This window comes from Micromonospora sp. KC721 (genome assembly GCF_004348355.1).
Classification (GTDB): Bacteria; Actinomycetota; Actinomycetes; order Mycobacteriales; family Micromonosporaceae; genus Micromonospora.
Genome location: NZ_SMJY01000389.1, coordinates 1 through 1,395 on the forward strand (window position 1 = coordinate 1; position 1,395 = coordinate 1,395).

Annotated in this window: 2 protein-coding genes; one reads left to right on the top strand and one right to left on the bottom strand. The window is 74.8% G+C overall.

The genetic code is table 11. The annotated features are described in order from the left end of the window. Positions 1 to 223: hypothetical protein (locus E1182_RS30555; RefSeq protein ID WP_207914400.1), on the bottom strand; the 223-nt coding region annotated here is incomplete at its 3' end. A 283-nt stretch (positions 224 to 506) separates the two neighbouring features. On the opposite strand from E1182_RS30555, the gene E1182_RS30560 reads away from it, so the two are divergent. Beyond that, positions 507 to 1,316, top strand: a complete 810-nt coding sequence (locus tag E1182_RS30560) for an Fpg/Nei family DNA glycosylase (protein ID WP_132271194.1) — start codon at positions 507 to 509, stop codon at positions 1,314 to 1,316. Positions 1,317 to 1,395: the final 79 nt, after the last annotated feature.

Genomic DNA, 1,395 nt, shown 5'->3' on the forward strand with positions numbered 1-1,395 from the left:
GGGTGGGGCTGCGTCGGGGCAGGTCGTCGACCGGAGCGACCCGGCCGGACGGGCCCCGGGAGGTCACCGCCGTGGCGCTCCCGGCCGCCGTACGGGTGCCCGTGCCGCGCCCGGCGTCCCGGTCGGTCGTCGTGGTCTCGTCGTCCCGCCCGTCGATCCGTCCGTCGCCGTCGGTGTCCCGCACGGACGAGTCACCCCGCCGGGTGAGTGAGGGAAAGTTCATGTCACACCTCCTTGTCGATGCGTGGAGGCCTCGGAAGGGTCGCCGGCAGCCACGCGGATACGGGTGGGATGTACCCCGTGCGTCGATCGACCACACGTGTCACCGCCCCACCCGGCCACCGCTTCCGTGCCCCTCTCTCGTGATCCACTCCGTTCGCCGCAATCGCGATGTCCCGGGCGGGAATCACCGCACCCTGGCGCACTCGGAGCGAGTGGGTGAGTGTGCGGGGCCGGGTCCGGCCGGCGCCATTGAGCGGCCGGCGGCCGGCGTACCCTTGGCCTCCGTGCCAGAGGGACACACCATCCACCGCCTGGCGGCCCGCCACGCCGCGCTCCTCGCCGGTGACAAGGTCACCGCCGCCAGCCCGCAGGGCCGCTTCGCCGAGGGCGCCGCCCGACTCTGCGGCACCGTCCTCGACGGCACCGAGGCGTACGGCAAGCACCTGCTGCACCACTACGCCGGCGAGTTGACCCTGCACATCCACCTCGGCCTGTACGGCCGGTTCACCGACGGCGACGGTGAGCCGCCCGAGCCGGTCGGGCAGGTCCGGCTGCGGCTGACCAGTGACCGGCACTGGCTCGACCTACGCGGACCCACCGCCTGTGAGCTGCTCACCCCACCCGAGGTGGCGGCGTTGCGCGCCCGACTCGGCCCGGATCCGCTGCGCGCCGACGCCGACCCCCACCGGGCGTACCACCGAATCCGGCGCAGCGGCACCCCGCTCGCCGCGCTGTTGCTGGACCAGTCCGTGGTGGCCGGCACCGGACTGATCTTCGTCACCGAGGCGCTGTTCCGGGCCAACGTGCCGCCGACGCTGCCCGGTCGCCTGCTGACCCCGGCCGGCTGGGACGCGCTCTGGGCGGATCTGGTCGCACTGATGACCCGGGCCGTCGGGTACGGGCGGATCGACACGGTCCGCGACGCCCACCTGCCGGAGGCGATGGGGCGGCCGGCCCGCGTCGACCGGCACGGCGGCGAGGTGTACGTCTACCGCCGCTCCGGTGCGCCCTGCCACGTCTGCGCCACGCCGGTGAGTCGGGACACGCTGGCCGGCCGCAACCTCTACTGGTGCCCCACCTGCCAACCCGGCTGACCGGCGCCGACGGCGGGCAGTCGCCGCTGTTCGGCGGCCCTGCCCCACGGCGGAGGGGGATCGGCGAGGAGGGCTGGGC